19 protein-coding genes and 1 pseudogene are annotated in these 22,657 nt (G+C 61.0%); 15 read left to right on the top strand and 5 right to left on the bottom strand.

The features are described 5' to 3' along the window. Positions 1 to 5 precede the first annotated feature (5 nt). Positions 6 to 1,013, top strand: coding sequence for a lipoyl synthase (gene lipA / locus KHO33_RS28340; protein WP_054035853.1), 1,008 nt, complete (start codon positions 6 to 8; stop codon positions 1,011 to 1,013). 115 nt (positions 1,014 to 1,128) lie between these two features. On the opposite strand, the gene KHO33_RS42645 is transcribed toward lipA, so the two are convergent. Next, positions 1,129 to 1,263 (bottom strand): hypothetical protein, encoded by a 135-nt coding sequence (locus tag KHO33_RS42645; protein ID WP_267914824.1) that lies wholly within the window; start codon positions 1,261 to 1,263, stop codon positions 1,129 to 1,131. Positions 1,264 to 2,021: 758 nt separating this feature from the next. Here KHO33_RS42645 and tauA point away from each other — a divergent pair. Genes tauA through KHO33_RS28325 form a run of 3 tightly spaced genes read left to right on the top strand, consistent with a single transcriptional unit; the run spans position 2,022 to position 4,759 of the window. Beyond that, positions 2,022 to 3,044, top strand: coding sequence for a taurine ABC transporter substrate-binding protein (gene tauA, locus KHO33_RS28335; RefSeq protein WP_054035682.1), 1,023 nt, complete (start codon positions 2,022 to 2,024; stop codon positions 3,042 to 3,044). A 42-nt stretch (positions 3,045 to 3,086) separates the two neighbouring features. Next, on the top strand, positions 3,087 to 3,893 hold the full coding sequence (locus tag KHO33_RS28330; protein WP_200564060.1) for a taurine ABC transporter ATP-binding protein: 807 nt from the start codon (positions 3,087 to 3,089) through the stop codon (positions 3,891 to 3,893). Then, positions 3,890 to 4,759, top strand: a complete 870-nt coding sequence (locus tag KHO33_RS28325; RefSeq protein ID WP_200564058.1) for an ABC transporter permease subunit — start codon at positions 3,890 to 3,892, stop codon at positions 4,757 to 4,759. Before KHO33_RS28330 ends, KHO33_RS28325 begins: the two co-directional genes overlap by 4 nt. Before the next feature lie 31 nt (positions 4,760 to 4,790). Here KHO33_RS28325 and KHO33_RS28320 read toward each other — a convergent pair whose 3' ends face one another. Beyond that, positions 4,791 to 5,474: a histidinol-phosphatase gene (locus KHO33_RS28320; protein WP_200564056.1), complete on the bottom strand. Its 684-nt coding sequence runs from the start codon at positions 5,472 to 5,474 to the stop codon at positions 4,791 to 4,793. A 226-nt stretch (positions 5,475 to 5,700) separates the two neighbouring features. On the opposite strand from KHO33_RS28320, the gene KHO33_RS28315 reads away from it, so the two are divergent. Continuing rightward, positions 5,701 to 7,368 carry a Na/Pi cotransporter family protein gene (locus tag KHO33_RS28315; RefSeq protein WP_200564054.1) on the top strand — a complete coding sequence of 556 codons (1,668 nt, stop codon included), beginning with the start codon at positions 5,701 to 5,703 and terminating at the stop codon, positions 7,366 to 7,368. 80 nt (positions 7,369 to 7,448) lie between these two features. Here the strand turns inward: KHO33_RS28315 and KHO33_RS28310 are convergent, their stop codons facing one another. Next, positions 7,449 to 8,219 carry a DeoR/GlpR family DNA-binding transcription regulator gene (locus KHO33_RS28310; protein WP_054035686.1) on the bottom strand — a complete coding sequence of 257 codons (771 nt, stop codon included), beginning with the start codon at positions 8,217 to 8,219 and terminating at the stop codon, positions 7,449 to 7,451. Positions 8,220 to 8,766: 547 nt separating this feature from the next. Between KHO33_RS28310 and ugpQ the strand changes: the two genes are divergently transcribed. The 8 genes from ugpQ to KHO33_RS28270 all read left to right on the top strand — a co-directional run bounded on the left by ugpQ (position 8,767) and on the right by KHO33_RS28270 (position 18,907). Next, positions 8,767 to 9,552, top strand: coding sequence for a glycerophosphodiester phosphodiesterase (ugpQ, locus tag KHO33_RS28305; RefSeq protein ID WP_054035687.1), 786 nt, complete (start codon positions 8,767 to 8,769; stop codon positions 9,550 to 9,552). A gap of 116 nt (positions 9,553 to 9,668) precedes the next feature. After that, a complete protein-coding gene (locus KHO33_RS28300; RefSeq protein WP_200564052.1) occupies positions 9,669 to 10,781 on the top strand; it encodes an ABC transporter substrate-binding protein in 1,113 nt (370 codons plus the stop codon). A gap of 157 nt (positions 10,782 to 10,938) precedes the next feature. Next, positions 10,939 to 11,877: an ABC transporter permease gene (locus KHO33_RS28295; protein WP_093645614.1), complete on the top strand. Its 939-nt coding sequence runs from the start codon at positions 10,939 to 10,941 to the stop codon at positions 11,875 to 11,877. Continuing rightward, the gene (locus tag KHO33_RS28290; protein ID WP_054035688.1) at positions 11,874 to 12,665 is read left to right on the top strand and encodes an ABC transporter permease; all 792 of its coding nucleotides are present in this window, start codon (positions 11,874 to 11,876) and stop codon (positions 12,663 to 12,665) included. The genes KHO33_RS28295 and KHO33_RS28290 overlap by 4 nt, the downstream gene beginning before the upstream one ends. A gap of 32 nt (positions 12,666 to 12,697) precedes the next feature. Then, the gene (locus KHO33_RS28285; RefSeq protein ID WP_054035689.1) at positions 12,698 to 13,768 is read left to right on the top strand and encodes an ABC transporter ATP-binding protein; all 1,071 of its coding nucleotides are present in this window, start codon (positions 12,698 to 12,700) and stop codon (positions 13,766 to 13,768) included. Positions 13,769 to 14,209: 441 nt separating this feature from the next. After that, positions 14,210 to 15,490 (top strand): dicarboxylate/amino acid:cation symporter, encoded by a 1,281-nt coding sequence (locus KHO33_RS28280; protein WP_054035856.1) that lies wholly within the window; start codon positions 14,210 to 14,212, stop codon positions 15,488 to 15,490. A gap of 47 nt (positions 15,491 to 15,537) precedes the next feature. After that, the gene (locus KHO33_RS28275) at positions 15,538 to 17,538 is read left to right on the top strand and encodes a sensor histidine kinase (protein WP_200564050.1); all 2,001 of its coding nucleotides are present in this window, start codon (positions 15,538 to 15,540) and stop codon (positions 17,536 to 17,538) included. 16 nt (positions 17,539 to 17,554) lie between these two features. Further along, positions 17,555 to 18,907: a sigma-54-dependent transcriptional regulator gene (locus KHO33_RS28270; RefSeq protein WP_200564048.1), complete on the top strand. Its 1,353-nt coding sequence runs from the start codon at positions 17,555 to 17,557 to the stop codon at positions 18,905 to 18,907. A gap of 100 nt (positions 18,908 to 19,007) precedes the next feature. Here the strand turns inward: KHO33_RS28270 and KHO33_RS28265 are convergent, their stop codons facing one another. Beyond that, a complete protein-coding gene (locus KHO33_RS28265) occupies positions 19,008 to 19,538 on the bottom strand; it encodes a TlpA disulfide reductase family protein (RefSeq protein WP_054035691.1) in 531 nt (176 codons plus the stop codon). 173 nt (positions 19,539 to 19,711) lie between these two features. Between KHO33_RS28265 and KHO33_RS28260 the strand changes: the two genes are divergently transcribed. Continuing rightward, complete coding sequence (locus KHO33_RS28260; protein ID WP_200564046.1) at positions 19,712 to 20,380, top strand: hypothetical protein; 669 nt, start codon at positions 19,712 to 19,714, stop codon at positions 20,378 to 20,380. A 343-nt stretch (positions 20,381 to 20,723) separates the two neighbouring features. Here KHO33_RS28260 and KHO33_RS28255 read toward each other — a convergent pair. Next, a pseudogene (locus KHO33_RS28255) lies at positions 20,724 to 21,323 on the bottom strand (ATP-binding protein); the annotation flags it as partial. Between the two features lie 164 nt (positions 21,324 to 21,487). On the opposite strand from KHO33_RS28255, the gene KHO33_RS42990 reads away from it, so the two are divergent. Beyond that, positions 21,488 to 22,603, top strand: a complete 1,116-nt coding sequence (locus KHO33_RS42990) for a tyrosine-type recombinase/integrase (RefSeq protein WP_407946202.1) — start codon at positions 21,488 to 21,490, stop codon at positions 22,601 to 22,603. The last annotated feature ends 54 nt before the right edge of the window (positions 22,604 to 22,657 follow it).

Below are 22,657 nucleotides of genomic sequence, written 5' to 3'. Positions count from 1 at the left end.
AACGAATGACTGACGTTACCGCGAACCTCGCAGCTTCTCCCGCTCCTGATGCCGTGCCGGCTCCCGCCGCTGCCTACGACGCCACCGCGAAGCAGAAGGCGCAAGCCAAAACCGCCCGTATTCCGATCAAGATCATCCCGATCGAAAAGCTGAAAAAGCCAGACTGGATCCGCGTCAAAGCGGCCACCGGCAATTCGCGCTTTTCGGAAATCAAGCAGATTCTGCGCGAGCACAATCTGCACACGGTGTGTGAAGAAGCGAGCTGCCCGAACATCGGCGAATGCTTCGGCAAGGGCACCGCGACGTTTATGATCATGGGTGACAAGTGCACGCGCCGCTGCCCATTCTGTGACGTCGGCCACGGTCGCCCCGATCCGCTCGACGTGGATGAGCCGGGCAACCTGGCGCGCACCATCGCCGCGCTGAAGCTGAAGTACGTGGTGATCACCAGCGTCGACCGTGACGATCTGCGCGATGGTGGCGCTGCTCACTTCGTGGAATGCATCCGTCAGACGCGCGAGCTCTCGCCGGAGACGCGCATTGAAATTTTGACGCCGGACTTCCGCGGCCGTCTGGATCGCGCGCTCGGCATTCTGAACGCCGCACCGCCTGATGTGATGAACCACAATCTCGAAACGGTACCGCGCTTGTACAAGGAAGCGCGCCCCGGTTCGGACTATGCGCATTCGCTGAAGCTGCTGAAGGATTTCAAGGCGCTGCATCCGGACGTCGCGACCAAGTCCGGCCTGATGGTCGGCCTCGGCGAAACCGAAGAAGAAATCTTGCAAGTGATGCGCGATCTGCGTGAGCACGACGTGGACATGCTGACGATCGGCCAGTATCTGCAACCTTCGGAACACCATCTGCCGGTGCGCTCGTATGTGCATCCGGACACGTTCAAGATGTACGAGGAAGAAGCGTACAAGATGGGCTTTACGCACGCAGCAGTGGGTGCGATGGTTCGCTCGAGCTACCACGCCGATCTGCAGGCGCATGGAGCCGGGGTGGTTTGAACGGTTTCGTGTGTTGTCAGTTTGAAAATGCAAAGCCCGCACATGTTGCGGGCTTTTTTTTGGGGCGCGGAAGTGGGCGGTTCAGCAGTTCCGCCCTGATATCTGCCTGCGTTGCCTAGCGGTAATAACGTGCGAGCAGACTGCAAGTAAAGGATATCATTCCGCCGATGATCGTGAACGGGTAAAGAAAGAGGATGAAGCGATGGCGCAGTGCGCGGTCTTCGATGAGGCGGTCGATCAAATTGGGCATGCTGGATCTCCGTGAGACTAGGATGAAAATTATAGATCAGAGCGCCGAATTTAGTTAGGTAAACGAATAATGAGATGCGGAAAAGGAGACTGCGACGACAACGGTTATGAGCAGCGAAAACCACATCAACCAACCATCATGCTCCTGTTCTCCCGCGTGACGCGCTGGGCGAGCCGCTGCATCGGCCGCACCCAGGCACACTAGTATTGACGCTGCGACGATAAAGAGCACGTGCCAGAGAAGTGCGGCCAACATGAGCGCTAACCTGCTGCGCGTCGGCGCTTCGCTCAACGCACCTCCAATCTCGTAGCATGCGCTGGCACACATCGAAATGACAACCCAGAAAAGCTGGCCATCCTGAATGGATCGCCGCGTGCCGGTAGTAGCGCGAAAAGTTCAACAGAGGAAGCAATGCAATCGGCGCAAAAACGGGTACGCCGATATTGAAAAACAACCAGCTCAAGCGGTTAAGAAAATCGACCATAGGAATGCGAATTGAAGGCAACTCGCTGATCATGCCGTTGCCACGGAAGCACGACAATCCGCCGAACGGCCAGCTTGCGCCAAGGCATCCCAATCCGTAACCCTTCGCTAGAACCCATCTACTGCTCACCGCAGCAGTCGCGCCGATCCAACTCAGCGTGAAAAGCAATGCTCGAACAGCGTCATTAGCAATCGCGGATTAATTAGAACCGCCCGCGAACAAACTCCCTATAGTCGAAAGCCTCCCAGACAACACACACTAAAGGGGTTTCTCGATGAACCGCTTGCTTCGTCCGTTGGCCGCGTTCGCTACGCTGCTGGCGCTGTCCGCGCCGTTTTCTTCCGTTGCACACGCCGACACCAAAGAAGTCGTGATCGCATATCAGGACATGGTCGTGCCTTGGCGTTATGCGCAGGCCACGGGCGAAGTCGAGAAAGCCACCGGCTACAAGGTCACCTATCGCAAGCTCGGCAGCGGCGCCGACGTGATCCGCGCGCTGGCTTCGGGCTCGGTGCAACTCGGCGAAGCGGGGTCGAGTCCGATTGCCGCCGGACTGTCGCAGGGCGTCGATATTTCGCTGTTCTGGATTCTCGACAACATCAACGACGCCGAAGCGCTGGTCGCGCGTGACGGCTCCAACGTCACCAGCGTCGCGGGCCTGAAGGGCAAGAAGATTGGCGTGCCGTTCGTGTCGACCTCGCACTTTCATACGCTGGTCGCACTGCAGAGCGCCGGCGTGAATCCGTCGGATGTGAAGATCGTCAATCTGCGCCCGCCCGAGGTCGCAGCGGCGTGGGAGCGTGGCGACATCGACGCGACTTACATCTGGGACCCGGTGCTCGCGAAGGTGAAGAAGAACGGCAAGGTGTTGATCACATCGGGTCAAGTTGCGCAGCAAACCGGCAAGGCAACGTTTGACGGCTTCGTCGTCGACCGCAAGTTCGCGAGCCAGAACGCCGAGTTCGTCGCGCGCTTCGTGAAGGTGCTGGCCGCGACCGATGCGAGCTATCGCGATCACACGTCGGCATGGACTGCGACGTCGCCGCAGGTCGAGGCGGTTGCGAAGGAGTCCGGCGCCACCGCGCAGGAAGTGCCGGCGAGCCTCGCGTTGTATGCATTCCCGACGCCGGCCCAGCAGGCCTCGAATGCATGGCTTGGTGGCGGCGCGCAATCCGGCGCGGCTAAGTCGCTCGCCGCGACCGCTGCATTCCTGAAGACGCAAGGCACGATTCAGAACGTGCTGGCCGATTACTCGACCGGCGTCGATCCGCAATTCGTACAGCGTGCGGCGCATTAACTTTTTTAGCGAGCTTACCCATCAGCATCATGGAGCACGGCGATGAGCGGTCTTGAGATACGGCGGCTGCACGTCGCCTACGAAGGCGCACGCGGCGCGGCGCCGCACATCGCGCTCGCTGACGTCGATCTGCACATCGAACCGGGCGAGTTCGTCGTCGCGCTGGGTGCGTCCGGTTGTGGCAAGACGACTTTGCTGAACTGCATCGCCGGTTTCATTCAGCCGACCGAAGGCGAGGTGCGTCTGAACGGCGAACCCGTGCTCGGACCGGGCGCGGATCGCGGCGTCGTGTTTCAGAAGTACGCGCTGATGCCCTGGCTCGACGTACTCGACAATGTCGCGCTCGGCCTGCGTTTTCAGCGTGTGCCGAAGGCGCAGCGCGAGCGCGTCGCGCTGGAGATGCTGGCGCTGGTTGGGCTCGAGAAGCATGCGCGCTCACGGGTCTACGCGCTGTCGGGCGGCATGCAGCAGCGCGTGGGTATTGCACGCGCGCTGGCAAGCGATCCGCAAGTGCTGCTGATGGACGAACCGATGGGCGCGCTCGACGCGATGACGCGCGAGTCGATGCAAGAACTCGTGCTCGACGTATGGGGCCGCACACGCAAGACGGTGTTCTTCATTACGCATAGCGTGGAGGAAGCGCTGTTTCTGGCGACACGCCTCGTCGTGATGACGCCGGGACCCGGCCGCATCGCCGAGAGCTACGACCTGCCATTCGCGCAGCGTTTTCTCGAGACACGCGACGCACGCGCGGTGAAGTCGTCGCCGGATTTCATCGAATGGCGCGAACGGCTGGTGCGTCGTCTGCACGAACGGAATGAGCAGAATCAGGAAGAGGTGCTGTCGTGACGGCTTCACGTGAATCGCTGGGCACCGTGCCCTTGGCCCAGACAAGCGAGCCGCCGCGGCGTAAAGCGCGGCCGGTACGCGGCTGGCGTTTGCCGGGCGAAGGCCCGACCGCGGCGCTGAGCGCGGTCTCGGTCACGACGCTCGCGGCGCTGTGGTGGCTTGCCACGCATCTGCACTGGCTGCCTCCACTCTTTCTGCCGACGCCCGAGGCCGTTTGGGCCGCCTTTCTGGACGCCTGGCACGGTCGCATTCAAGGTGGCTTGCCACTCTCAGAGCATCTCGCATGGAGTGCGCTGCGCGTGTTCGGTGCGTTCGCGCTGGCCGCGGTCACGGCGGTGCCGGTCGGAATCCTGATGGGCGTAAGCCGGGTTGCGCGCGGCTTGCTCGATCCGCCGCTAGAGTTCTACCGGCCGTTGCCGCCGCTTGCGTATCTGCCGCTGGTGGTGATCTGGTTCGGTATCGATGAAACGGCGAAGATCGTCGTGATCTATCTCGCCTGTTTCGCACCGATTGCAATGGCGGCGCGTGCCGGTGTGCGCAGTGCGACCATCGAGCAGATTCATGCGGCGTATTCGCTGGGTGGCCGCTTCGGGCAGATCGTGCGACATGTGGTTCTGCCCGCTGCGTTGCCCGAGATTCTGACCGGCTTGCGGATTGCTATTGGCTTCGGCTGGACCACCCTGGTTGCCGCTGAGATGGTCGCGGCCACTGCCGGCTTGGGTCAGATGGTGCTCAATGCGTCGAGCTTTCTGCGTACCGACGTGGTGGTGATGGGCATCGTGCTGATCGGGTTGATCGCATGGCTGTTCGATCTCGGCATGCGCGCGCTGGAGCGGCGCCTGGTGCCGTGGAAGGGGCGTGTGTAGCCAGCCACAGCCCGCTCCAGCCCGCGCAACCTCAAGCAAACAACTCAATGACCGGCCAGCCGCGTTCCGCGGCAATGGCGCGCAGGCGCGGGTCGGGATTGGTCGCGACCGGATGCGTGACGCGCTCGAGCAAAGGCACGTCGTTGATTGAATCGCTATAGAACCAGCTCTGCGGAAAATCCTGCAGACGATGGCCGAGCGAAGCCAGCCAGTTCTCAGTGCGCGTGATCTTGCCTTCGCGAAAAGTCGGCACACCGACGGCGGTTCCGGTAAAGCGCGCCAAAGGATCGCCGCCTGCGGTGCCGAGATCGATCCCCAGCAGATGCTCGAAGCCGAGCGCCTTGCCGATCGGCTTCGTAATGAACACATTGGTGGCGGTGACGATGCAGCACAGGTCGCCCGCTTCAATATGACGTTGCACCAGTTCCCGCGCAGCCGGCAGGATGGCCGGCGCAATCACCTTCTCCATGAACTGCGCATGCCACGCGTCGAGCTGTTCGCGCGAGTGGCGAGCGAGCGGCGCCAATGTGTAGTTCAGATAGGCGTTCATATCGAGCGTGCCGGCCACGTACTGCCGGTAGTAATCGTCGATTTCTTCCGCGTGCTGCGCAGCGCCTTCTATGCCCAATCCGGCGATGAAGTGGGCCCAGGCCTGATCGCTATCGAGCGGCAGCAGCGTATGGTCCAGGTCGAACAGCGCAAGGTTGCGGCTCATCCAGAGTCCTTGTGATGAAGTGGGCAAACGAAGTGATCGAGTGAATTGCGTGCCGGACAGTGAGCCGGTTACACAGCAATCCACAGTTTGGCACGAGCGTATATTTAAAAGCACAAAATTACAATAAGGCAAAAATGTGCAACACTACTGTCATAAACATCCCGGGTGCCGGTTCGTGCGGCATGCGGTTCGGGTCATGGCAGCAGGAACGGATGCGCAGTGCCTTATGTTGATTCTCCTTAACCTTCTGGCGGGTGTGGCGCTCCTCGTGTGGGGCTCGCACATCGTACGTACCGGCATCCTGCGCGTGCTCGGCGCCGATCTGCGCAGTGTCCTCGGGCGCAGCACCAGTAGCCGTTGGCGCGCCTTCCTTTCGGGCGTCGGCGTCACAAGCCTCGTGCAAAGCAGCAATGCAACGGCGGTGATCGTCACGTCGTTCGCCGCGCAAGGTCTCCTGCCGCTCACCAGCGGCCTCGCAATCATGCTTGGCGCCGACGTCGGCACCGCACTGATGGCGCGCTTGCTGACACTCGATCTGACATGGCTGTCGCCGATCCTGATTCTGTTCGGTGTGCCGCTCTTTCTGTCGCGCAAGCAAACCCGCGCGGGCCAGGTCGGCCGTACGCTGATCGGGCTTGGCTTGATCCTGCTGGCGCTGCACCTGATCGTCGAAGCCGCCCAGCCGATGATGCAAGGCGCCGGCGTACGGGTGATGTTCGGCGCGCTGACCGGCGACACCATGCTCGACGCGCTGGTCGGTGCGGCATTTGCGATGCTGTCTTATTCGAGTCTCGCGGCGGTTTTGCTGACAGCGACGCTTGCCTCATCCGGCGTGATCTCGCTCAAGGTGGCGCTGTGTCTCGTGATCGGTGCGAATCTCGGCAGCGGTTTGCTGGCGCTGATGGGCACCCTTGCGCAGAACGCGGCGGCACGGCGTTTGGCTTTGGGCAGTCTGGCGTTCAAGCTGGCCGGTGCGCTGCTGATCCTGCCGTTCGCGCCGCTGCTTGCGCGCGGGCTGCCGATGCTGATCGCGAATCCGCGCGAAGCCGTGGTCGGCTTTCACGTGATCTACAACACGCTGCGTTGCTGCGCATGCCTCTCGCTGATCGATCCGGTGGCGCGCATCTGCACACGGGTGTTGCCGGACCGGCCGCAGCCTAACGGCGAACTGCGGCCGCTGCATCTGGATGCCGCTGCGCTTTCCACGCCCACGCTCGCACTCGCGAACGCCGCACGCGAGGTGCTGCGCATTGGCGACATCGTGCGCACCATGCTCGATAACGTTGCCGGCCTGATTCATGAAAACAGCCTCGACAAGGCGCGCGAAACGATTCGTATGGACGACGACGTCGACCAACTCTACGCCGCGGTCAAAACCTATCTGACGCTGATCTCCCGCGAGCAACTCGACGAAGCCGATAGCCGCCGCTGGACCGACATCATTTCGTTGACGATTAACCTGGAGCATGCGGGCGACATCATCGAGCGGATTGTCGGCGATATCGAGGAAAAGAAGATCGCGCACCGGCTGTCGTTTTCGGAGGAGGGGCTGGGCGAACTGGACGACCTTCAGGCACGGCTCGTCAGCAATCTGCAGCTTGGCCTCTCGGTGTTTCTGAATAACGATCTGCGTTGCGCCGAGCGCTTGCTGGCGGAGAAAGAGCGCTTTCGGGATCTGGAGCGCGCGTATTCATACAAACATCTGGACAGACTCGCCGGACAAACCTTGCGCAGCATCGAGACCAGCGCGTTACATCTGGATCTGATCAGCGACATGAAGCGGCTCAATTCGCTGTTCTGCTCGACGGCCTATCCGGTGCTCGAAGCTGCCGGCGCGCTGCGCGACACGCGCTTGCGCAAGCGCGTGCTCGACACGATGCATGTGAAGGAATAAGCGGCTTGCGCGGCGCGCTTGCAGCGCTCCATGAAGTGTTCCTTGAAGCGCTCGTGCAAAGCGCCGAACACACCGGCGCCCTAAGCCAGAACGATCTCTTCCAGCTTCTTTTTCAGCGCTGCAAAGTCGGCGGCTTCGGCCGCCTTCTTGTTGGTGACCAGCACATCGATCCGATCGACCGGACAGTACGAAATCCGGCTGCGCTGACCGATCTTGCTGTAGTCGGCGAGGATCACCACGCGGTCTGCGTTGGCGACCATGGCGCGCGCCACTTCGGTTTCAGCGTGATCGTAGTTGGTGGCGCCATGCCGGTGATCGATGCCGACCGGCGAGAGCAAGGCCATGTCCGCACGATAGCGCTGGATGTCGAGCACGGTGGTGGCGCCGGTGGTCGCCATCGCCCGATCGCTGATCGAGCCGCCGAGCAGAATCACTTCGTTGGCCGTTTCCGTTTGATCCGCGGCGCCACGCATTTTCAGCGCGACGTCGATGGAATTGGTGACGATCGTCAGGTTCGCCAGTTTGGCCAGTTCTTCAGCGAGCGCTGCGGTGGTCGTGCCCGCGTCGATGAAAAGCGTCTGGCCGCTCGCGATCAAACCGATGGCTGCTTTGGCAATCGCCGTTTTGGATTTGACGCGCGTGTGAGCGCGCTCGGCGATCGGCGCTTCGTCGGCGGGTTTTATCGCGCCACCATGCACGCGCCGCAATTCACCAAGTGCCTCCAGGTCGAGCAGGTCGCGCCGCACCGTTTCGCGCGACACGCCCAGGTCCGCCATGATCCGTTCGGTCGACACGCGTTGAAGCGTGGACAGCAACGCGCGAATTCTCTGATGACGGTCTTCCTGCCACATGCATTATTCCTTGGATGCGAACGCGCGTTCACACAGCTTGTTTTAATAGTGTCATCGTGGACATGGATGTGTGTCCGGACAATGACAAGCGTACTACTTTAGTCGAATTGTGTTGTATTTTTTTGGCAGCTTGCAAGTTTGTGTATTTAACCTTAGCCTTCGCAGATCGAAGCGCGGCGCATATTTCGAACATCAAATGTTCGAAAAGGAATTGAAATGTCCGATTTCGAGCATTTCGCGGCGTTTTTTGGCAATTTGATGGACACATGTCATTGCCATAATGGACCTTGGGATCTGCCGTCTGAACCATTTTCTACTGCATGCGGCGCTGCCGGGAAGCAGCACGGTTCGGCATCCTGACAATAAGATTGCAGCAGTGCGCGGCGTTGGCCGTGCGGCCAGCTATCACAGCGTCGCCCATTGGCGCGATACTACGCGCGGGGCTCACGCGTAAAGGCTGCATGGCGTAGGTGTGGCATGACGGCAGTGGCAGCTGGGAACGTGTCGAGAGCATATTTAACCCGCTCTATCTGGAAGGTAACGAGACGTGGGAAACGGGATTGATCGCACCTTATCCGCAGACTGGCCTTATCCGAGGCTGGTTGCGCATCGCTGCGGCGGCACGCTGGCGCCGGAGAACACGCTGGCCGGTTTCGACGCATGCGTGCGCTACGGCTACCGCATGGTCGAGTTCGACGCCAAGCTCTCCGCTGACAACCAACTCTTTCTGTTGCACGACGACACACTGGAACGCACGACCAACGGTCATGGCGCCGCTGCTGAACACACGTGGAACCAACTGGCCGCGCTTGATGCCGGCGCCTGGTTCGGCCCGCAGTTCGCCGGTACGCGCCTGCCGACGCTCGCCGAGGCCGCCGCGCGCTGCGCACAAGATGGTATCGCCGCCAACATCGAAATCAAACCCTGCCCGGGGCGGGACGAGATCACCGGGCGTCTGGTCGCAAGCGGCGCGCTGACTTTGTGGCAAGGGCAGACTCCGCCGCTGCTGTCATCGTTTTCGTTCGAGGCGCTCGCTGCGGCGCGCGATGCTGCACCCTCGCTGCGACGCGGCATGCTGTTCGAAGAGGTGCCGGCTGACTGGCTGCGCATCGTGCGGGAACTGGATTGCGTGTCGTTGCACGCGAGCCATCGGTACCTGACCGAGCCGCTGGTCGCCGGGATCAAGGCGGCCGGATTGCACGTGCTGGCCTACACGGTGAATGACCCCGAGCGTGCGCAGTTGCTGGCGCAATGGGGCGTCGACATGATTTGTACAGATCGCATCGATAGACTGGAACACGACATGTTTTCGGCGCCGGTGAATCCAGACTGAGCCGGACCGAGCATGGCGCGGGTGCGCGAGTGCGAGCTTGCACAGGTGTGCGCCCATAGAGCTAGAAATTAGAAATTTTCCAAACGTAGCAATTTCGGCAGAGGATGGGGATAACTATGAAGCGCACCGCGTTAGCTCGTTTACTTTCGATGTCGGCCGCTGCGGGTGTCGCCGCAGCCGGCGTGAGCAGCGCCTCGGCCGCGCCGCTCGACGCACTGGTCGCAGCCGCCAAGCAGGAAGGCCAACTCACCGTGATCGCGTTGCCGCACGACTGGTGCAACTACGGTGAACTGGTGGCCGGTTTTCAGAAGAAGTACGGCATCAAGATCAACGAGCTGAATCCGGATGCGGGTTCGGGCGACGAAGTCGAAGCCATCAAGGCGAACAAGGGCAACAAGGGTCCGCAAGCGCCTGACGTGATCGACGTGGGTCTGTCGTTCGGTCCGACCGCGAAGGCCGAGGGTTTGCTGCAGCCGTACAAGGTCGCTTCGTGGAACTCGATTCCCAAGGAGTCGAAAGACGCCGACGGCTATTGGTATGGCGATTACTACGGCGTGCTGTCATTTGAAGTGAACGCCGACATGATCGACAAGGCGCCGTCCGACTGGAGCGATCTGCTCAAGTCAGACTATAAGAATGCCGTCTCGCTGGCCGGCGACCCGCGCACGGCCAATCAGGCGATCCAGGCCGTGTTCGCAGCAGGTCTGTCGCAAAGCAAGGGCGACGTAAGCAAGGCCGACAAGGCCGGTCTCAAGTATTTCGCCGACCTGAACAAGAACGGCAACTTCGTGCCGGTGATCGGCAAGGCCGCATCGCTCGCGCAGGGCACCACGCCGATCGTCGTGCGCTGGGACTACAACGCGCTCGCCGATCGCGACACGCTGAAGGGCAATCCGAAGGTGCAGGTGGTGATTCCGAAGACGGGCGTGGTCGCCGGTGTGTACGTTCAGGCGATCAGCGCCTACGCACCGCATCCGAATGCCGCCAAGCTGTGGATGGAATACCTGTACTCCGACGAAGGCCAGATCGGCTGGCTGACCGGCTATTGCCACCCGATGCGCTATAACGAATTGGTAGCAGCGAAGAAGGTCCCGCAAGCGCTGCTCGACAAGCTGCCGCCGCCGTCGTCGTACAAGAACGTGGTGTTCCCGACGCTGTCCCAACAGGACGCCTACAAGGAGACCATCACGAAGCACTGGGACGAAACGGTCGGCGCGAACGTCAAGTAATCGCCGGGGCGCACGCGGTTGCGGCGGCCATGCAGCAGCGAGCAATCGCAAGCCGCATACGCCGCCGCGTCTAACCGCAACGCGCAGTTTCAAAGGTAGCGTGCCGCTCCATGAGCGCGGCGCGCCACGCGTTAGCCAGATTGCCTAAGGGTGAGCTATGAGCGCTTCATCGGATGCTGGATCGGTGCAGCCGGAATTGCTGGTTCCGCCTGTGCCCACGCCAACGCCTCGCGTCAACGGTCCGGGCCGCGCGTCGCAGTTTCTCGCCTGGATCGGCGTGGTACCGTTTTTCACCTTCGCACTGCTGTTCCTGATTCTGCCGACCGGCTTTCTGATGGTCGGCGCATTCCAGGATCCGCAAGGCCACTTCACGCTCGGCAACTTTCGCGACCTGCTCCAGCCCACGGTGCTGGACGCCTACTGGATCAGCTTCAAGGTGAGCGCCGCTTCCGCGCTCGGCGGCGCGTTGATCGGCTCGCTGCTCGCGTGGGCGGCGGTGCAAGGCAAATTGCCGGGCTGGATTCGTCCTACGTTGATGACGTTCTCCGGCGTCGCCTCGAATTTTGCCGGCGTGCCGCTCGCGTTTGCCTTCATCTGTACGCTGGGGCGCGTCGGCCTCGTGACCGTATTGCTGAAGAAGTATCTCGGCTTCAATCTGTACTCGACGGGCTTCAGTGTTCTGAGCTTTTCCGGGTTGACGCTGACTTACCTGTACTTCCAGATTCCTTTGATGGTGCTGATCGTCACGCCCGCGCTCGACGGTCTGAAGCGCGAGTGGCGCGAAGCCTGTGACTGCCTCGGCGGCACGGCCTTCCAATACTGGCGTCACGTGGCGTTGCCGGTGTTGTGGCCGAGCGTGCTTGGCGCGACGCTGCTGCTGTTCGCCAATTCGTTTGGTGCGGTCGCGACCGCTTATGCACTGACCGGCAGTTCGCTGAACATCGTCACGATCCTGCTGTACGCGCAGATTCGCGGCGACGTGATGCACAACCAGAACCTCGGTTACGCGCTCGCGCTCGGCATGGTGCTCGTGACGGGCTTGTCGAATGGCGGCTATATCTGGCTGCGTTCACGCGCTGAAAGGGGCCGTCGATGAAAAGCCAGTCGCGTGTGGGTGCATGGACCGCGATGATCGTCGGTTCGCTGTACTTTCTGATTCCGTTGCTCGCCACTTTCGAATTCAGCCTGCGCATGAAGCGCGGCGTGTACAGCTTCGAGGCGTATAGCGTCGTGCTGAGCGATCCGCGGTTTCAGGCCTCGTTCGGGTATTCGATCCTGATGGCGGTGCTGACGATCATTGTCGGCGTATTGCTGGTGGTGCCGACCGCGTACTACGTGCAGTTGCGGCTGCCGAAGCTGCGGCCGGTTGTCGAATTCATCACGCTGTTGCCGCTGGTGGTGCCGGCGATCGTGATCGTGTTCGGTTATCTGCGCATCTATAACAGCAGTTCGATTTTGCCGCTCACGGCCAACGAACGCGCGACCGACCTGTTGCTGGTGTTCGGCTACGTCACGCTATCGCTGCCGTACATGTATCGCGCGGTCGACGCCGGTTTGCGTGCGGTCGATGTGCGCTCGCTCACCGAGGCCGCTGAATGTCTCGGGGCGAACTGGCCGACGATTCTGTTCAAGGTGATCTTCCCGAATATCCGCTCGGGCATTCTGTCCGGCGCGTTTCTCACCTTTGCGGTGGTGATCGGCGAGTTCACGCTGGCAAGTCTGCTCGACCGCCCCGCGTTCGGCCCGTATCTGCAATTGATCGGCGCGAACCGCGCGTATGAACCGTCGGCGCTTGCGATCATTGCGTTCGTGATCACATGGGCGTCGATGGGTTTGATTCAGGTATTCGGCTCGGCACGCGCACTTAGCGGCCAGAAAGTTTGACGGACTAATTTGACCGACTAAGGCAGCGAATCATGGCATTCCTTGAGATCGAAAATCTGCACAAGTCCTTCGGGGCGAACACGGCGCTGCATCACTTCGACATGAAGATCGAGCGCGGCGAATTCATCACGTTCCTTGGACCGTCCGGCTGTGGCAAGACCACGGTGCTGCGGATGATCGCCGGCTTCGAAACGCCGACGCGCGGCATCATCCGGTTGGATAACAAGGACGTGACGCACCTGCGTACACGGCAGCGCAAGGTCGGCATGGTGTTCCAGTCGTACGCGCTGTTTCCGAACATGACGGTGGCCGATAACATTGGCTTCGGATTGAAGATCACGCACCGTCCGCAGGCGGAGATCAAGAAGCGCGTCGAGGAGATGCTGCAACTGATCAAGCTGCCGCATCTCGGTGAACGCTATCCGTGGCAGTTGTCGGGTGGCCAGCAGCAGCGCGTGGCCTTGGCGCGCGCGCTCGCCGGCAAGCCGCAGGTGCTGTTGCTCGACGAACCGCTGTCGGCGCTCGACGCGAAGATCCGCATTTCCTTGCGGCAAGACATCCGCGCGTTGCAACGCGAGTTGGGTATCACGTCGATTTTCGTCACGCACGATCAGGAAGAGGCGCTGTCCATTTCCGATCGCATCGTCGTGATGAACGAGGGGCGCGTCGAACAGATCGGCTCGCCTTCGGAGATCTACAACTATCCACGTACGCGCTTTGTCGCGTCTTTCGTCGGCACGCTGAACATTCTGGCGGGGCATGTGATCGACCCGAAAACCGGCAAGATGGCCGTCGACGGTCAGGAGCTGACCACCACGCAAGAACTGCCGGCAGACGACGCAGGCAAGAAACGCATGCTCGCGCTGCGACCTGAAGCCATTGTGCTGGAGCCGGCGGCGCCGGGCCGCAACACGCTGAACGCGACGGTCGAAGAAGTGAATTTCCTCGGCGCGGTGGTGCGCATCAGAACGCGTGTGAAAGACGCGGTGATTTCACTCGATGTGTTCAACGACCCGAATCGCGGCTTGCCCGAACGGGGTCAACCGGTATCGCTGGGTTTCTCGCACGAGAACTTGCTGGTGCTGGAAGAGGGTGGCGCATAGAAGCCGAACAGCAATGTCTGACGTGGGCGAAACCCCTGCGTACAGACCAGGCGGTTTCGGCTGAAACAGGCGAAAGCCACAGCCCCAAAGGCTCTCCGGGTTTTCCCGGACTCGCGGCCCGTGCGGATTCCGGATTCCCCGACACCCCTCGTCCGGATTTCCGGAATCCCGGACGGCGCGTGCTGTAACACGCCAAAAAACCTATAAAAATCAAAGCGATTCGCTTTGCATCAAGCTGGCATCGACCTTGCAATTTAGAAACCGCGGCCGCAACGGTCCGACAACTAAAGCAAGGAGACAACGATGTCTGATTTCCCCTCCCGGTATTTCTGAATTCGTCGTCTTGTCGCGGCCTAATGCCGTGCACAGGCGTGACGACTATTCGTTCGCATGGTGCGCAGCGTGGCAGGCCTTGAGCTCACCCATATCGCAGGAAACATCGTGAAGAAACCTATCCACAAAGTGCTGTACGTCCAGGTGATCGTGGCGATCATCATCGGCATCGCGCTCGGCCATTTTTCGCCGGACTTCGCCGTCGACATGAAGCCGCTCGGCGACGGCTTCATCAAGCTGATCAAGATGGTGATCGGGCCGATCATCTTCTGTACGGTGGTGACGGGTATCGCCGGTATGGAAGACATGAAGAAAGTCGGCCGCGTCGGCGGCAAGGCGCTGCTGTACTTCGAAATCGTCTCGAGCTTCGCGCTGGTGCTCGGCCTGATCGCGACGCACGTGCTGAAGCCTGGTGTCGGCTTCAATATCGATCCGGCTACGCTCGACGGCAAGGCAGTCGCTTCGTATGCCGCGAAGGCGCACGGGCAGACCACGGTCGACTTCCTGATGCACATCATTCCGGACACGCTGGTGTCGGCGTTCGCACAGGGAGAAATCCTGCAGATCCTGCTGATCGCGCTGCTGTTCGGTGCGGTGCTGGCCACGGCCGGTGAGAAGGGCAAGGTCGTCACCAACTTCATCGACGGGCTCTCGCATGTGTTGTTCGGCGTCGTGCGCATCATCACGAAGCTGGCGCCGATCGGTGCGTTCGGTGCGATGGCGTTCACCATCGGCAAGTACGGCATCGGCTCGCTGCTGCCGATGCTCAAGCTGATCGGCACGTTCTATCTGACTTCGATCGTGTTCGTGGTGGTCGTGCTCGGCATCATCGCGCGTGCGGTGGGCTTCAACATCTTCCGCTTTGTCGGCTACATCAAGGAAGAGATGCTGATCGTGCTCGGCACGAGCTCGTCGGAAGCCGCGCTGCCGCAATTGATGCTGAAGCTCGAAAAGCTCGGCTGCTCGCGTTCGGTGGTGGGTCTCGTGGTGCCGACCGGTTACTCGTTCAACCTCGACGGCACCAACATCTACATGACGATGGCCGTGCTGTTCATCGCTCAGGCCACTAATACGGACCTCACGTGGACGCAGCAGCTCACGCTGCTGGCGGTGACGATGCTGACGTCGAAGGGCGCAAGCGGTGTGACAGGCGCAGGCTTCATCACGCTGGCCGCCACGCTCGCTGTGGTGCCGACCATTCCGTTGTCGGGCATGGTGCTGATTCTCGGTATCGACCGTTTCATGAGCGAATGCCGTGCGCTGACGAACATCGTCGGCAACGGTGTGGCGACGGTGGTGGTGTCGGCATGGGAAAAGGAACTGGACCGCAACAAGCTGAACGCCGCATTGCGGGGTGAAGTGGCGGTCAAAGAGCCGGCCGAGGCTTAAGCCAGGCAACCCGTCACGAGCACGACTTCGGCCGCGGACGCCCACCCATGAAAGCGGCGACCGCGAGCCGGGACCCCGCGTCGTCGGCCGACGAAGCTTACGCCGACGACGCGGCGCCTTATGCCACAATATCCGATCCTTACCGATCGGATATTGCCAACGTGACGCGCCGCCTGCTGATCCTCTTCGCGCTCGTCGCCGGGCTCGTGGCGGCGTGCGGGCTGACGTACACCATCGCGTGGCAGAGCGGGATCGACAATTTGCGGCGCAACGCCGCGGTGCGGGTCGATCGCACGACCAGCGCGCTAAAAAGCACGCTCGAGCGTTACGAATCGCTGCCTTATCTGCTGGCCGAACATCCCATTGTGCAAGACGTGCTGGTCGATCCCAGCCCTGCCAACGTCGAACGCGCCAATCTCTATCTCGAAGACCTCAACCGCCACGCGCGGGCAACGGTCACCTACATCATTCCGCTCGACGGCTATTGCGTCGCCGCAAGCAACTGGCACGGGCCGGGCAGCTTTATCGGCGCGGGCTATCAATTCCGGCCGTATTTTCTCGATGCGGTGAAGGGCGGCGTGGGCCGCTTCTTCGGCATCGGCACGATTTCCCAGGCGCCGGGTTATTACATCTCGCAGCCGGTGCGGCGTGACGGCAAGATCGTCGGCGTGGCCGTCGTCAAACTCGATCTCGAATGGTTTCAGGGCGCGGATGCGTCTGAACCTTTGGTTGTCACTGACGATCACGGCGTGATCTTTCTGTCTGCGGTGCCGGCGTGGAAATATCACACGATCCGGCCGTTGTCGGGGCAAGTCGCCGATTCGATCTACCAGGCGCGCCAGTATGCGCAGCAACCGATCGCACCGCTGCCGGTGACAATCGAGCGCACGCTCGAAGGCAATGCGCAGATCGTGCGCATCGGCGGCGGCCGCTATGCACCGCGTTATCTGGCGTCGCGGCGCGGGATGGGCGAGCCGGACTGGCATCTGATCACGATGTCGCCCGTCGGTCCTGTCGACGCAGACGCGCGCAAGGCGACCATCGTGACTGGCTTCGGCTACGTGTCGCTGGTGCTGCTCGCGTTCTACTGGAGAATGCGCCGCGCCCGGGTGCGCGAAGTGATGCGCAGCCGTTCGCTGCTGCAAAAGGCCTACGCTGAACTGAACCGGCGCGTGGCAGAGCGCACCGCGGATCTTTCCCAGGCGAACGAGCAGTTGCAGAAGGAAGTCGCCGAGCGAACGCGCGCCGAACAGGAACTGCGCGACGCGCACGACGAACTGATTCAGGCCAGCAAGCTCGCCGCGCTGGGTCAAATGGCGGCCGGTATTACGCATGAATTGAATCAGCCGCTTGCGGCGCTGCGTGGTTTCTCGGACAACACACGCGTGCTGCTCGAACGCGGCGACCAGGCCTCGGCGTTCGAAAATCTCGAAGCGATCGCGGCGCTTACCGAGCGCATGGGCAAGATTACCAATCAGTTGAAGTTGTTCGTAGGTCGCGCGCGGCCGCGCAGTGCGCGTGCGCCGGTGATGCGAGCGTTGCGCAACGTCATCGCGCTGCTGCAAAAGCGCCTGCAAGGCGTCGACGTCGAGTTCGCTTTGCTCGATGCCGGCACCGGCGTGCGCACGCCGCTGAATCTCGCCGACGATCCTCCCGATCTGGTTGCCAATTGCGACGATCTGCGGCTCGAACAGGTGTTGATCAATCTGCTCGGCAACGCGCTCGACGCAACGGCGGGGCTGACACCGCCGCGCATTTCGATCGAGATAGAAACCGCCGAGTCGAGTGTGTCATTCGCTGTGCACGACAACGGTCCAGGCATTCCGGACGACGTGCTCCCGCGTCTGTTCGAACCGTTCTTCACTACGAAGGAAATGGGCCAGGGGCTGGGGCTCGGCCTCGCGATTTCATCGTCGATTGCGCGCGACTGCGGCGGCACACTGGTGGCGGGCAACGCGCCGGACGGCGGTGCATTATTCGTATTGACGCTGCGCCGCGCGCGCGTGCAGACGAGCCACACATCGGATCCGCTCACCACGGGTTCCTGAATCAGACGAGAACAACATGCTGAACGACGGCTTGCAGGTGCTGTATATCGAAGACGACGAACTGGTGCGGCGTGCCAGCGTGCAGAGTTTGCAACTGGCGGGCTTCGAGGTGATCGGCCATGCGTCGGCGGAATCCGCAGCAAAGATGATTAGCGCGGATTTCTCAGGGGTGATCGTCAGCGATATTCGCTTGCCTGGCGCGAGCGGGCTCGAACTGCTTGCGCAGTGCCACGAGCGCGCACCCGACGTGCCGGTGATTCTGGTGACCGGTCATGGCGATATTTCGATGGCCGTACAGGCGATGCGTGACGGCGCGTATGACTTCATCGAAAAGCCCTTCGCATCCGAACGTCTGATCGAAACTGTACGACGTGCGCTAGAGCGCCGCAAGCTGGTGCTCGAGAACCTCGCACTGCGTCGTGAGCTGGCCGGGCAGAACACGGTTGCGCCGCGCATCATCGGCCGTAGTCCGGCGATCGAGCAGGTGCGGCGGCTGATCGCGAATATCGCGCCCACCGACGCATCGGTGCTGATCAACGGCGACACTGGGGCGGGCAAGGAGTTGATCGCGCGCAGTCTGCATGAACTGTCGCCGCGGCGTGACAAACCGTTTATCGCGGTGAACTGCGGTGCGCTGCCGGAGCCGATGTTCGAGTCGGAAATGTTCGGCTACGAACCGGGTGCCTTCACCGGCGCGGCAAAGCGCCGGATCGGCAAGCTCGAACATGCTTCAGGCGGCACGCTGTTCCTCGACGAAATCGAGAGCATGCCGCTCGCGTTGCAGGTCAAGCTGCTGCGCGTGTTGCAGGACGGCGTGCTGGAACGGCTCGGCTCGAACCAGCCGATTCGCGTGAATTGCCGCGTGGTGGCTGCCGCGAAGGGCGATATGGCGGAGCATGTCTCGGACGGCTCGTTCCGTCGCGACTTGCTATACCGGCTGAACGTGGTGACGATTGCGCTGCCGCCGTTGGGTGAGCGTCGCGAGGACATCGTGCCGCTCTTCGAACACTTCCTGCTGGATGCGGCCGTGCGTTATCAGCGCCCTGCGCCGATTCTTACCGACCGGCAGCGTGCCAGCCTGATGCAACGGGAATGGCCGGGGAATGTGCGCGAACTGCGCAATGCCGCCGACCGTTTCGTGCTCGGCGTGGCCGACGATCCCGTCATGTCTTTCGCCGACGACGGCATAGCGACACAACCTTTAAAGGAACGTGTCGAGCAATTCGAGCGGGCGGTGATCGCGGAGGCGTTGGAGCAGGCCGGCGGCGTAGTGGCGGTCGCAGCAGACAAGCTGCAGCTTGGAAAGGCGACGCTCTACGAGAAGATCAAGCGATATGGCCTCGCGGCCAAAGGGGAAGGGGAGCGGTGAGGATTTGAAGCGCCGGCGGCGAGGCGGTATGTCCTCGGGGCCGGCGTGTTTGAATCTGGTTGTTTTACTTCAGGCTTTTCGTGCGGCGATCAGGCAGCAATCAGGCCGCGTTCAGCGCTTTTTCCAGCAACTGGTCGAGTTCCGCGAATTGCGGTTCGCCTACATAGCGCTTCAGAATCTTGCCGTCCTTGTCGACCAGGAAGGTCGTCGGCGTGAGTTGCACGTTGCCGAACTGCTTGGCGGCCGAGCCGTCGTCCATGGCGACCTTGAACGGCAACTGGCGGGTTTGCGTGTAGTTGGCCACGTACATCGGCGCGTCGTAGTTCATCGCGACGGCGACGAATTCGAGCCCTTTGCCCTTGAAGCGGTTATAGGTCTGGACCATCTGCGGCATTTCCTTCATGCAGGTGTCGCAGCTGGTCGCCCAGAAGTTGACCAGGTAGACCTTGCCTTTCAGATCGGCAGTCGAGACTTTCTGGCCCGACAGCAACGTGAAGGTCGCATCGGGCACGCGCTGCTGGCCGGCGAACGCGAAATAGCCGGCAATCGCGATCGCGATGGCCACGACGGCGATGATGATAATGCGAAGCGGATTCGCGCGCCGTGTGGCGGTGGACGGGGTGGAGCTCATGAACGGAACCTCGAGAGTCGCGCAGAACGCGCGGAACAGTACGTGGATTCGGACTGTTAAATCCGGTATTGCTTGGCGTCGCTATTGTAGCCCCATTCCGGCAGCGCGGCAGCGGGCGGCCCGGGAGGCGATAATAGGACTTTACGTTCCTGTCAGTCCGATCTTCTGTCCCCATGCTCCGAACTGCTTTTCGCTTCCTCGCCCGAGTCTCGATCATCCCGTTTGGCCGCCTCGTTAGCCGTTCCTCACATTTCGCCCCGACAGACGGTCGCCCGGCCGGCGCCGATTTCCCCTTGCAGCGAGCGCGAGCAGTTCTCCGCATGGCGGCCTGCACGCTGGCGTTGGGCGGTGCGTTGACAGCGTGTTCGCCGACCTTCGACTGGCGCACCATCATGAATAACGACAACGGCTACACGGTCGACTTGCCGGCCAAGCCGGACAACGATCAACGCGCGGTCCAGATCGACGGCAAGCAGATGCAGATGGCGATGCAGACGGCCGAAGCCGGCAACGCCGTCTTCGCGGTCGGCACCGTGATGCTGCCGAGCGATGACGAAGCGACGCAGCGTGCCGCCCTCGAATTCCTGCGCACGGGCCTCGCCCGTAACGTCGGCGCCGCGCCGGACGCGCGCGCTGTGCAAATTCCGTTGGCCGCAGGCGGCCAGGTGCTGGGTCTGGAAATGAAGCTGAGCGGTGAGGCCGGTTCGCAACACGAGACTCGCACCGTCTATGCGCGGCTGGTGGCGCGTGGCCGGCATGTGTATCAGGCCGCGATCATTGCTTCCAAGCCCGTGCAGCAGGAGCAGGTCGACCAGTTTTTTTCGTCGTTCCGGCTCTATTGAACGTTTAAAGCGGCATGTTTTTTGATCGACTCCGCGCGCGACACGTTTGTGGAGGACAGTGAAAGTTCCTTCGTAGCATCGCGCGCTAATTCCCGGTTTACGTTGAAGTTTTCCGGTTACTCACAGGTCCTGTGGATAACTCTGTTGAGAACTTCGCTTTTTTTGCCGTAGATGCCCATCCCGTGGGCATTCTGTCAGACTGAGTCCGCTCCGGTCGCTCAAAAAAGTCCAATCGAATCAATGTCTTTTGGATGCATGCTTCCGCGTGCCTTTCAGATGTTTCAAAATCTATCCGGAACGCGTACATGTGCATAAGTCAAGTCTTGACAGCCGATTTTTTGCCTTATACCGATCCAAAAGCCCGGCGATATTGGATGGCTTCACCGACTTGCGCGGCGCTCGGCATGGCGGTGCCGGCGAGGTCGGCGATGGTCCGCGCCACCTTCAGAACTCTGTAGTAAGCACGCGCTGACCAGCCGAAGCGCTCGCCGGCCTGCCGCAGCAAAGCTTCACCTTCTGCGTCGGGGCGGCAGACTTCGTCCACTTCCCGTCCGCCCAGTTCCCGATTGGTTTTGCCTTGCCGGGCTAGTTGCCGCTCGCGAGCGGCATTCACCCGTAGGGCGATCGCTGCACTGGATTCACCGGCGGTAGTGGAACGCGCCGACAACTCTGCCGGCGTGAGCGCAGGAATCTCGAGCTGGATGTCGATCCGGTCGAGCAGCGGCCCGGACAGCTTGCGCAGATAGCGCGCCGCGATCTCCGGCGTGCAGCGGCAGCGACCGTTGGGGTCGCCGCGCCATCCGCAGGGGCAGGGGTTCATCGCGGCGATCAACTGGCAGGCGGCTGGAAAATCCGCTTGTAAGGCAGCGCGCGAGATGGTGATGCGCCCGGCCTCGAGGGGTTCGCGCAGGGTCTCCAGCACATGACGGTCGAATTCCGGCATTAGGTGTAATGTTTTGTCTGTATGTTTTCAGGGCTGGAAGTTTCTGCGAGATTAGAATTCGCGTGATTTTTAAGTGGTCACCAAGTTGAAACAACACGCGTCTTTCCAACTGTAAGTATTCGGAGGGATTTCCTTTGGCAGCCGATTCGTTTCGACTAGTAACCATGCGCCGCGACATAAGCGAAACGTGGCAGGAGCTTTGCGAAAGGGCGGGCCTCGATCAGATTGTTGATCTTCCGCCTCGATATAGCGCTGTTTCGTCGCTGCGAGTCGTTGTCGATAGCGTTGGAGTACCTGTGTGGGGACCAACAATGTTCCTCGCTCGATCCGCGCTTGCGACCCGAGGGGTAACGGACGACTCTCCGCGCACGTACGGCGAGAGCCTTTTGGATTGGCTCAGATTTGTCTCAGCTAAGGGCCTTTCGCTAACGGCTGTGGATGAGGAAGCGCTACTACACTACCGGGCGGACTTAACAAATAGGCCGAATCGGCGGGGTGGTCGAACAGCGACAGCAACGGTCAACCTGCGAATTGCAGTAGTGGTCCAGTTCCATCTTTGGGGGCAGAAGCACGGGGTTGCCTCACCGCTTGGTGAATACCTTCACTCACTTGACCGGCCCCCCCGATCTCTGGCGCCTCGCGTGATTGCGCGACACCCCAAGGCTCTCAATATAGAAGAAATTCGCGGCATATTTCAGTTTGCGGCTCACACATACAGACTTGCCTTTCGATGGGGACTCGTTACGGGCCTTCGCCGCTTTGAAATCACGACCTTACGATGTTCACTGTTACCTAGTATGGAGAGCCTGCGGCTCCACAGTGACGAACTGGTGAGCTTCGACATACTGCGGAAAGGAGGTAAGGACGCGACCGTTTACGTGCCGCTCTCTCTGCTTGAAGAAACACATTGGCATGTTTTAACGACTCGGCCAACCCCTCAATCCGGATTTGAGGATTTCATTTTTCTGGGCGTAAACGGCCTGCCGCTTTCCCGTCAATCGTTCTCAAGGGAGTTCAAGCGTTGCTCTGACCTCATTGGCATCCCCGCGAATCTGCATCACCTACGGCATACCTACGCAGTTAATGTCCTACGTTATCTTGATTCTGCCGGTGGCCGAGAAGGCAAGGAACCGCAAAATAGTCTCAAAACGCTTCAGGTACTGCTCGGTCATTCGAGTTCAGAAACGACAGCGATATATCTTCAAGCAATGGAGGTCACCAGGTGTTACGTCCCGCTATATCTGGGTTCCAGCGGAGGTGTTTATCTCGGTATCAAATAGGATGAAGTTTGGAACTTAACCCTGAACATCATGAGATGAGACGGACGTAAAGAA

Source organism: Paraburkholderia nemoris, from assembly GCF_905221015.1.
Taxonomy (GTDB): domain Bacteria; phylum Pseudomonadota; class Gammaproteobacteria; order Burkholderiales; family Burkholderiaceae; genus Paraburkholderia; species Paraburkholderia nemoris.
Note: the sequence above shows the minus strand (reverse complement) of the source record. Positions and strands in the feature narration are given on the sequence as shown.

Coding starts and splice junctions, on each gene's coding strand:
- KHO33_RS42990 (WP_407946202.1), top strand. CDS start 21,488: ATGCGCCGCGACATAAGCGAAACGTGGCAGGAGCTTTGCGAAAGGGCG.
- KHO33_RS28320 (WP_200564056.1), bottom strand. CDS start 5,474: ATGAGCCGCAACCTTGCGCTGTTCGACCTGGACCATACGCTGCTGCCG.
- KHO33_RS28300 (WP_200564052.1), top strand. CDS start 9,669: ATGAAGCGCACCGCGTTAGCTCGTTTACTTTCGATGTCGGCCGCTGCG.
- KHO33_RS42645 (WP_267914824.1), bottom strand. CDS start 1,263: ATGCCCAATTTGATCGACCGCCTCATCGAAGACCGCGCACTGCGCCAT.
- KHO33_RS28265 (WP_054035691.1), bottom strand. CDS start 19,538: ATGAGCTCCACCCCGTCCACCGCCACACGGCGCGCGAATCCGCTTCGC.
- tauA (WP_054035682.1), top strand. CDS start 2,022: ATGAACCGCTTGCTTCGTCCGTTGGCCGCGTTCGCTACGCTGCTGGCG.
- KHO33_RS28285 (WP_054035689.1), top strand. CDS start 12,698: ATGGCATTCCTTGAGATCGAAAATCTGCACAAGTCCTTCGGGGCGAAC.
- KHO33_RS28260 (WP_200564046.1), top strand. CDS start 19,712: ATGCTCCGAACTGCTTTTCGCTTCCTCGCCCGAGTCTCGATCATCCCG.
- KHO33_RS28275 (WP_200564050.1), top strand. CDS start 15,538: ATGAAAGCGGCGACCGCGAGCCGGGACCCCGCGTCGTCGGCCGACGAA.
- KHO33_RS28310 (WP_054035686.1), bottom strand. CDS start 8,219: ATGTGGCAGGAAGACCGTCATCAGAGAATTCGCGCGTTGCTGTCCACG.
- KHO33_RS28315 (WP_200564054.1), top strand. CDS start 5,701: ATGTTGATTCTCCTTAACCTTCTGGCGGGTGTGGCGCTCCTCGTGTGG.
- KHO33_RS28295 (WP_093645614.1), top strand. CDS start 10,939: ATGAGCGCTTCATCGGATGCTGGATCGGTGCAGCCGGAATTGCTGGTT.
- KHO33_RS28270 (WP_200564048.1), top strand. CDS start 17,555: ATGCTGAACGACGGCTTGCAGGTGCTGTATATCGAAGACGACGAACTG.
- lipA (WP_054035853.1), top strand. CDS start 6: ATGACTGACGTTACCGCGAACCTCGCAGCTTCTCCCGCTCCTGATGCC.
- KHO33_RS28290 (WP_054035688.1), top strand. CDS start 11,874: ATGAAAAGCCAGTCGCGTGTGGGTGCATGGACCGCGATGATCGTCGGT.
- KHO33_RS28330 (WP_200564060.1), top strand. CDS start 3,087: ATGAGCGGTCTTGAGATACGGCGGCTGCACGTCGCCTACGAAGGCGCA.